The organism is Senegalimassilia sp., from assembly GCF_977052095.1.
On the sequence record NZ_CDRSTZ010000065.1, the window covers coordinates 1 to 7,913 of the forward strand.

Annotated in this window: 8 protein-coding genes; 1 reads left to right on the plus strand and 7 read right to left on the minus strand. The window is 62.4% G+C overall.

Features of this window, described 5'->3' with window-relative positions; genetic code table 11:
* The 3 genes from htpG to ACWI6D_RS08900 form a co-directional block, all read right to left on the minus strand.
* Positions 1-1,119 (minus strand): molecular chaperone HtpG (gene htpG, locus ACWI6D_RS08890; RefSeq protein ID WP_449134422.1); only part of this gene is annotated, 1,119 nt, incomplete at its 3' end.
* A 236-nt stretch (positions 1,120-1,355) separates the two neighbouring features.
* Positions 1,356-1,826 (minus strand): PIN domain-containing protein, encoded by a 471-nt coding sequence (locus ACWI6D_RS08895; RefSeq protein ID WP_302937792.1) that lies wholly within the window; start codon positions 1,824-1,826, stop codon positions 1,356-1,358.
* Complete coding sequence (locus ACWI6D_RS08900; RefSeq protein WP_449134423.1) at positions 1,827-2,276, minus strand: hypothetical protein; 450 nt, start codon at positions 2,274-2,276, stop codon at positions 1,827-1,829.
* A gap of 390 nt (positions 2,277-2,666) precedes the next feature.
* Between ACWI6D_RS08900 and ACWI6D_RS08905 the strand changes: the two genes are divergently transcribed.
* Positions 2,667-3,611, plus strand: coding sequence for an SGNH/GDSL hydrolase family protein (locus ACWI6D_RS08905; protein ID WP_449134424.1), 945 nt, complete (start codon positions 2,667-2,669; stop codon positions 3,609-3,611).
* A gap of 73 nt (positions 3,612-3,684) precedes the next feature.
* On the opposite strand, the gene yhbY is transcribed toward ACWI6D_RS08905, so the two are convergent.
* From yhbY to ACWI6D_RS08925, 4 genes are all read right to left on the minus strand, one after another.
* The gene (gene yhbY / locus ACWI6D_RS08910; RefSeq protein WP_129423623.1) at positions 3,685-3,987 is read right to left on the minus strand and encodes a ribosome assembly RNA-binding protein YhbY; all 303 of its coding nucleotides are present in this window, start codon (positions 3,985-3,987) and stop codon (positions 3,685-3,687) included.
* A gap of 142 nt (positions 3,988-4,129) precedes the next feature.
* Positions 4,130-5,524 carry an MFS transporter gene (locus ACWI6D_RS08915; RefSeq protein WP_449134425.1) on the minus strand — a complete coding sequence of 465 codons (1,395 nt, stop codon included), beginning with the start codon at positions 5,522-5,524 and terminating at the stop codon, positions 4,130-4,132.
* A gap of 571 nt (positions 5,525-6,095) precedes the next feature.
* Positions 6,096-7,028: a 4Fe-4S binding protein gene (locus ACWI6D_RS08920; protein ID WP_302717162.1), complete on the minus strand. Its 933-nt coding sequence runs from the start codon at positions 7,026-7,028 to the stop codon at positions 6,096-6,098.
* A 10-nt stretch (positions 7,029-7,038) separates the two neighbouring features.
* Positions 7,039-7,755, minus strand: a complete 717-nt coding sequence (locus ACWI6D_RS08925; protein ID WP_449134426.1) for a 4Fe-4S dicluster domain-containing protein — start codon at positions 7,753-7,755, stop codon at positions 7,039-7,041.
* Between the last annotated feature and the right edge of the window lie 158 nt (positions 7,756-7,913).

Consider the following 7,913-nt stretch of genomic DNA (forward strand, 5'->3'; position numbering starts at 1 on the left):
CTTCAGCTCGGACGTAATCTTCTTCTCCACCTTGCGGGCGATGGCGCGCAGCTGGTTGTTCTGCTGCAGCGTTTCACGCGAGATGTTCAGCGTAAGGTCCTGGCTGTCCACAACGCCGCGCACGAAGTTGTAGTGGTCGGGCAGCAGGTCCTCGCACTTCTCCATGATCAGCACGTTGGAGCTGTACAGTTCCAGGCCCTTCTTGTAATCCTTGCTGTACAGGTCGTACGGAGCGCGGCCGGGGATGAACAGCAGCGCGTCGTAAGACAGCGCGCCCTCGGCGTGGATGCTGAACGTGGCGGCCGGGTCGGTGAAGTCGTGGAACGTCTGCTTGTAGAACTCGTTGTACTCTTCCTGCTTCACGTCGGACTTGCCGCGCTTCCAGATGGGCACCATGGAGTTGATGGTTTCCACCTCGGTGTACTGCTCGTACTCGGGCTTGTAATCGTCGCCGGCGTCTTCGGGCTTCGGCTTCTGGCGCGACTTCTCCACTTCCATGCGCACGGGGTAACGCACGTAGTTGCTGTAGCGCTTGATCAGGTCTTTCAGGCCGTATTCGCTGAGGAACTGGTCGTAGTTCTCTTCCTCGGTGTTGTCCTTGAGCGTCAGGATGACGTCGGTGCCGTTCGTTTCGCGCTCGGCCGCCTCGATGGTGTAGCCTTCAACGCCGTCGGATTCCCAGGCCCAGGCCTGCTCTTCGCCGTACGCCTTCGACACGACGCGCACGGACTTCGCGACCATGAACGCGCTGTAGAAGCCCACGCCGAACTGGCCGATGATGTCGACGTCGTCGCCCTGCTGCTCGGCGTTTTCCTGTTTGAACGCCATGGAGTCGGAGTGCGCGATGGTGCCGAGGTTGCGGTCGAGGTCTTCCTGCGTCATGCCGATGCCGTTGTCGGACACGGTGATGGTGCGGGCGTCCTTGTCGAAGGAGACGTCGATGCCGAGCTGGTCTTTCGTCAGCTGGACGCTGGTGTCGGTGAGGCTTTTGAAGTACAGCTTGTCAACCGCGTCCGATGCGTTGGAGATGAGCTCGCGCAGGAAGATTTCGCGGTTGGTGTAGATGGAGTTGATCATGAGGTCGAGCAGCTTTTTGCTCTCTGTCTTGAATTTGCGCATGTGCGGCGCTTCCTTTCCGTTCGTGCTAGACGCCGTGGGATTGCTTCGCGCGCTTCGCTTGTTGAAAGTGGGACAAAGGAACTGTCCCTTTGTCCCACTTTTGCGTGCAAGCGAGCCGGCGAATGAAACGCCCCGCGAGGTGCGGGGCGCGTTAGCAGTCTCACAGCTTGAGTGCTAATTTGAATTGTAGTCTGGCACTCGAAGGTGTCAAGTGACAGAAAGGTGACAGCGAAAAGCTACTCGGATATTTCAACATCCTCGTATTCGATTTCGCGATTGTCGCGCAGCCAGTCGAACACGCCTTCGCAATCGGTGACGGTGAGCAGGTTCGTTTTGCACGCCTGCGCGTTGTGCGTGACCAGGAAGTCCGCCTTGATGTCCACCGCGGCGTTGACCAGCAGCTGAGCTGCGGGGTCTTCGCAATTCGACGCGAGGAGGCGATCGATTTCGGTGTCGCCTACGCCTTGCACGCGAATGAACGTGCGCAGGCCGCGCAGGCGCTCAAGCGCGCGAGGCATCAGCGCGGGGTTGCCGCCGTCGGACAGGCGGTACGCAAGGTCCACCATCTGGGTGGACGTCATCCACAGGTCGAATTCGCCGACGCGGCCGGCAATCATGATAAGGCGCGTGGGGCGATAGTGAGGCTCGCGTTCGAACAGGAAGTCGAGCACCACTTCGGTGTCGAGCAGCATGCGTGCTTCTGCCATTTAGTTCGCCCCCTGTTCTTCGGCGGAATGTACAGCGCGCTCGGACGGCGCGCCGACAGGTGTTGGGATGCTGCCGCTTTGCGCCTTGGCAGCAAGCTTGCTGCGAGCGGCGCGCGCGGCGTCTTCGGGTGAGGCTTCAGGATTGGCGTCCTGCGCCTGCGGCTGCGCACCGGCGGGCGCGGCAGCGGGGATTGGGGCAAAAGGCGAGGTCAGAGGCGCGACGTCCTTCTTTTCGGAAAGCGCATCCACGAAATCGGCCGCGCGAAACCAGGCTTCTTCATCTTCCGCAACGATGTTGCCCGTGAGAAACGATGCGTCACCTTTTTCGATGAGGCAGTCGTACATGCGGTTGATTGCCTGGGAAGCGGTCAGGCCCTCCCTGTGCAGGATTTGCCCGCCGCGACGTTTTTTGCCAGGGGCCATGCGGCCCGTGACCATTGCCTCGCCCATTGCAGCCTCCTTTTACCAGCGGCACGCCGGGCGATGCCGACGCGCCATGTGTGAGTGCGTGGTTCTATCTATTGTACAACGTTTTAGGTACAACGTCAAGGATGCAAAGCGATGCTTTTGGGTGAGATTCACGAGTTCTTCACCTTTTTCACCTGGGGAAATGGATGCTGCGGCTCATAGGTTACATCGGGTGATTAGCTGGCTGCGCATTACCCGCGTGATGCCAAAATTGTTGCGCTTGCCGTGTTATACCGGTATTCCTATAGGTTTTTACTGTAATATGCTGTTCACGAAGACGCCACCAGGGTTTGATACCATGGTTGGCCGGAAATCAGCCCGGGGGCCGCGCGCACCCGGGTGCGCAGTAACAAACACGGAAGGCGGTCGGGAATGCCCGGTTTGAAGTTCTCCATCATGGGCGACTCCATCAGCACGTTCGAAGGGTGCACTCCCGACGGCTACACGCTGTTCTACAACGACGAGCGGCTTGAAACCTCGGGCGTGACCAGCCCCAGCGATACGTGGTGGTCGCACGTTGCCCGCGCGCTTGGCGGCGAGATTTTGGCCGATGATGCGTGGTCGGGCAGCATGGTGGACGGCGCGGGCTTCCCCGCCGCAAAAAGCCCAGAACGCGCGGCGGCGCTGTTGGGCGAAGACGGGCAGACGCCCGACGTGGTGATCACGTTCATCGGCATCAACGACTACGGCTGGGGCGGCGCGGCTGCTCAAGCCGCAGGTCACAGCCACGCTATGCCGAAATGCATCGACCTGGCAAGCGTGCCCGAGCAGGTTGCCGGCGCTGCGCCCGCCGATGCCGCCGAGCAGTTCGGCAACGCATACCGCACCATGCTGCGCAACATTCGAGTCGTGGCGCCCGATGCGCTGGTGTACTGCGTCACGCTGCTGCCCGGCCGTACACGCGGGGTCGATCACCCCGAGTTCGCGTATCGCCTTCGCGGCGTTCACCTGGACGAATACAACCGCGCCATCCGCGAAGCCGCAGCAGCAGAAGGCTGCCGCGTCGCCGATGTGCGCGCATTCGGGCACGACTACGAATCGCTCGAGGGCACACACCCCACGAACCTCGGCATGCGCCAGTTCGCCAGCATGGTCGTACGCGCCATGCAGTTGGCGGACGCAGAAGCGGAAGAGGAAGCGGCCAACGCCGCCGGCGCCACCATCGACACGCAGCCCGAAGCCGCAAACCCCGCACTTGACCTAGAAACATTCTGCGGCGCCCCCGCCAGCGCCGAAACTTGCAACGCCCTCACCTGCATAGGCTGCCCCCACGCCGCCAACACCGGCAACCAATGGCTCTGCAGGTGCCTGAAGTAAAACGAAGGCCCCGAGCGCATCGCTCGGGGCCTTCGCGTGTTGACGTTAAACTGCAATTCGCTTGCGCAGTTTGCTACTTCACCAACTCGATCTTCTCGATGTCGTCGCGGGTGGTTTCGCGGTAGAGGACTACGCGCTTGCCGATGACTTGCACCAGCTCAGCGCCCGTTTCGTCGGCGATTTCGTAACCTGCCTGCGCTGCTTCCTTGCCCGTTTCGCACAGCACGCTGACCTTGATAAGCTCGTGCGCCTCAAGATCCTCGTCGATCTGCTTCAAAACGCTTTCGGTCACGCCTTCCTTGCCGATCATGACGCAAGGCTTCAAGTTGTTCGCCATGCTGCGCAGCTGGCGGACCTGCTTGCCGGTGATTGCCATAGGTGATGCTCGTTTCTCTTCGTTGCTTATGCAAAACGATGCGCAAGCGGAAATCGCCTGCGCATCCAGTTTCGTGTTGATTGGTTCATTCTACACGGTCAGCAGGGAAAACGGGCCGCGAACCCGCACGTTCCCCACGCGTTCACCGTTCCTTCAACGCTGCTCGCTTCACCGCTGCCCGCGAGTAGGCCAACGCCAGGGCGCAACCGAACGCGGCTACGCAGGTGGCGACCACCATAGCCTCGGCGAAACCTTGCGCAGTTGCAAGCCCGGCGCTGGCGCCCGCCGCAAGCGCGCTGGCCTGGCCCGTCGACAGGATGCCCGTGTACAGCGAGGGCCCGATGCAAGCTGCGATCTGCACGAACGTGGTAGAAATCGCCACGCCGAACGGGTTCATCTCGGGCGGAAGCGTGCGCAGGCCCGCCGTTTGCGACGGCGAAAACACAAAGCCCGTGCCACCCATGACCAGCAGCGCCGCCACGAACACCGCCGGCAGCGAAAGCGTGGGCGCAAGGCTTGCCATCAGGGCAAACCCTATAGCGATGGCCGCAAAACCCGCCGGCAGCAGCGGCCACTCGCCGCGCGCATCCATGATACGGCCGCCCAGAAGCGTGGTGCCCGCGTTCGCCAGCACGGGAATCAGCATAACCATGCCCGCCATGAACGCGGTCAGGCCCGTGCCGCTTTCAAGGTACAGCGGCAGCAGCACGCTGCAGCTGAAGCTGCCCATCATGGCGACGGTGGTCAGCACCACGGACGGCCAGAACGCGCGGCTTTTCATGGGCGACAAGTCGATAAGCGGGTGCTCGCAGCGCAGCTGGCGCCACACGAACAGCGCCGCGGATGCCACGGCAACCACCAGCGCGCCAACCGCCAGCGGCGTGTCGATAGTGAGCTCCACAAGGCCAAAACTCAGCAAGCTCAGGAACACCGCGGAAAGCACCACAGACGGAATGTCCAGGTGAGCGGGCGAAAATCCCAGGTTCTTCACCGAGAAGATCGCAAGCACGGCAAGCACCGCCATGGCAATCACGGGCACAGCGAAGATGCTGTGCCACCCGAACGTGGTGACCTGCGCGCCGCACACCACCGGCGCCAACGCCGGGCCGAACGTGATCATGCAGCCACCGATGGACATGAACGTGCCCATTTTTTCCTTCGGCGTGACCGCCAGCACCGTGTTCATCATGAGCGGGATGAAGATACCCGAGCCGACCGCCTGCACCAGGCGCGCGGCCATAAGCAGCTCGAAGTTCGGGGCAAGCAGACCCATGAGCGAGCCGACCAGCGTGAACGCCGCCGCCGAGAAGTACAACGGACGCAGCTTGAAGCGGCGGTAGAAAAACGCCATGCACATGACCATGATGGTGGCCACGATCATGTAACCTGTGACCAGCCATTGCGCGGCAACCGAGTCCACGCCGTACTCGCCCATGACCGAGACGAGCGCCATGTTCACCAAGTTCTCGTTGAATCCGGCCAAAAATGCGCTGGCGTAAAGCACAACCAGCAGCATGACCAGCGGTTTTCCTTGCATCTTGCATCCTTTCCCGCATACCGTTACCAGGCAATCGAAGCGCGCGAAGAACCCGGCGGCGGTCGAGGACGCACGCGATGCGAGGACTAGCCATCCCGCGCGGCATGCGTTCCCAATCGCTCGCCCGAGCGGTTGCATCCCCGAGCGTCGCCCAATCGCAAGCAGCCGGGCAAAACCAGCAACAACGCCGCGGAGCTCACAGCCCTGCGGCGAGCTCGGCCATCGCAGAACTCCGCACCACCAGGTACGCCAACCGAATCTTGGCGACCCGCCTCAACGCATTCGATTGTGTTTTGGAACCCCGGTAAACTGGCGCACGCGGCGCGGAAGCGCGAATGCGTGGCTTAAAGGCACGCTTACTCGTGGTACGCCCGCATTGTACTCGGCGCAACCCAATCGCGCGAACAACTCGCACAGGAAAAGCAATTTTACGGCATCACGCGAAAAGCCCCGGCGGGGCCGGGGCTTTTGGGCCGCGTGTTGGAGGAGGGGGAGTCCAACATGCGGCGAAATGGCAGCGCGCCCTTCTGCGAAGAGGATGCGTGAAGGGCGCTTGCCTTTCGAAATGTTGTTATTTCTCGTTTGCAGCCAGCTTGACCTTCTCGCCGCGCTTGGCAACCACCGGCATGGTGATGGCGCTTGCGGGACAGGCGTCCACGCAAGAGTGGCAGCGCGTGCAGTCGGCCAGCGTGCGCTCGCCGTACTCGGGATGACGCAGGTTGATGTCGGCTTCGCACACCATGGCGCAACGGCTGCACGGCGTACCCTTGCTGGTTTCCAGGCACTTCGAGTCGTCGATGGTGGGCTTGAACGTGCGGCTGAAGCGGCTCATCAGGTTCATCAAACCTGCCATCGGGCAAAACCGCGTGCACCACTTGCGCAGAAACACCAGCTCGATGATCAGCATCAACGGGATGAGCACCACGGCAACCGTCATGTCGGCGTTGGCGAACAGGCGCCAGAACACCAGCACGGTGGCGAACGTCAGGCCAATGGGGCACACCAGGCAGAACACCGGGAAGCCGAAGATGGCCGTGGATAGCAGCGCGCCGCCCAGCACGTAATGGCGCGAGTCCAGCTTCTGGCGCTGCTGCTTGCAGGCGCTGCAGCTACCGCAGTCGCCGCCCTTGCCACCGCAACCCAGCTCGAACTTGGCGATGTCGAGCATTTCGTCGTGTTTCGCCTGTTCAAGCTGCTTGCGCTTCTTCGGCGAGCGGAAAAACGCGCGCACCTTGTCAAGCACGGGCACCGGGCAGATCCAGCCGCAAAACGCGCGGCCGAACACGAACACCAGCAACGCCATGATGATGATGCTGAACACGGCGCGCGGCACCATGGTTTTCGTGGCCAACATGGTGGTGAAGGCGCCAAGCGGGCACAGTGCGCTGAACGCGTCCCAGCCGAAGCCGGACAGCGTGCCCATGTTGATGCCCGCGACCAGGCAAATTGCCAGGAAGCAGAACACAACGGCCGCCACAATGGTGCGAATCTTGCTCAATTTCATGACAGCCTCCTTACAGCGAAGACGCGGGTCGGACGACGATGGCGCGCTCGGTGGCGCCGGCAACGATGGAGCCCTGCTGCAGCGACACGCACACGCTCTCGCATGCGCCGCAGCCGACGCACTTGTCGCCGATCACGTACGGACGGCCGCTGTAGCCTTCGCTATCCAGCTGGATGGCGTCGTATCCGGCATCGCGGCAGGCGTCGTAGCAGAAATGGCAGCCCGTGTCGCGGAACGCCAGGCACGTCTTCCGGTCGATCTCGGCCAGGCCGATGATGGTGTTGTGCGCATCGGCGTCCGCCGGCAGCGAAAGCGCCTCGGTGGGGCAGTTGCGCACGCACAGCGGCACGCCGCCGTTTTCCTCGGCGCAGAAGTCGCAGTAATCGGTGCTGAAGTCCAGCTGCGGGCTGCGCATACCCAGAAGACCGTCCTCGATTTTGGCCGGCTTGATGACGTGGCGCGGGCACGCCTCGTAGCACTTTTCACAGCGAATGCAGGCGCTGACCAGGTGCGCTTCGTCCTGACCTCCCGGCGGGCGGTTCAGCGGCACGTGCCCGGCATAGCGCAGCGCGCCCAAACCCAAAAGCGCCGCGGTACTGCCCACGCCGATGAGCAGCGAACGACGCGACACGCTCATGGGTTCCTTCGCCCGCTTGGCCGAAGGCTGCGCGAAAGCGGCATCGGCAGCCGCCGGCGCCGCGTTCGTCTCCTTCTTCTCTTCGCTCATGAAGACCCCTCTTCTCGTCTGACTTTCCTCTTCTTGCACGGCGAAGCGCAAAACGCCTCGCCGGAAATGCCCTCACATCCCGAAAGTGGGCCAAAGGGACGGTCCCTGTGTCCCACTTGCCGGTGCACCGCGGGATGCGGGTGGCGGCACCCCAATCA